This is a genomic window from Halorubrum sp. Ea1 (assembly GCF_002252965.1).
In the GTDB taxonomy this organism is placed as follows: Archaea; Halobacteriota; Halobacteria; order Halobacteriales; family Haloferacaceae; genus Halorubrum.
On the sequence record NZ_NHPG01000133.1, the window covers coordinates 1 to 763 of the forward strand.

Sequence of the window (763 nt, forward strand, 5' to 3'; positions counted from 1 at the left end):
CGACGACCCCGAGGCGGCGATCTGGAAGGGGATCGCGACGCTGTGCGGTCGGCCGGTTTGAACGCGGCGGCGCCGCCCTCCGCGGGCTTTCTCACCGGTGAACCGCCGTCCGCCCGCCGATCCGTACCCATCTGATGAGGAGCCGGGGACCGGGGAAGCCGTCGTGCGTCCACAGGACCAGCCCGAAGATCAGCGACCCGATCTGGAGGGCGATGACCGGCGTCAGCTCGAGCGTCGCGAGCACGCTAACGTACTCGCTGAGTAGAGTGTACACCCCGTCGAAGAAAGAGATCGTCATCCGATCGGCCGGTCGGGGACTCCCCGCGATCGGCCACAGCGCCGGCGTGGGATCGAACGCGCCGTGTGCGAGCGACACGGGAAGCACGTCGCCGGCGATATGGAACAGGTGACCGACGCAGTAAGCGGCGCCGACGGAACCGTGACCGCGGCGATCCGCGAACAGGTAGATAGCCGCCGCCAGGGGAACCGCGACGAACGCGGAGTGCGCCAGCGCGTACCCGCTCTCGAAGACCCCGAACTGCCACGCCAGCGGCTTGTCGATGAGGTCGGGGATCACGGAACCGACCGCGAGCGCGACCGTCGGCCCGTCGAGCGGCCCCTTCTGCCAGCGGAGGTGGACGTAGATCGAATAGAAGACGTACGCGAACAGCACGTGTTCCCAAGGCCACATACTCAGCGTACGTTCTCCGTCGGGAGTAGCTGTCGGATCGGTCGGCGGCCGGACGCCGGTCCCGTCGCGGCC

1 protein-coding gene is annotated in these 763 nt (G+C 68.5%); it reads right to left on the bottom strand.

The genetic code is table 11. From position 1 onward, the window contains the following. Positions 1–91: 91 nt before the first annotated feature. Positions 92–691 (bottom strand): metal-dependent hydrolase, encoded by a 600-nt coding sequence (locus tag DJ73_RS16530; protein WP_094558511.1) that lies wholly within the window; start codon positions 689–691, stop codon positions 92–94. Positions 692–763: the final 72 nt, after the last annotated feature.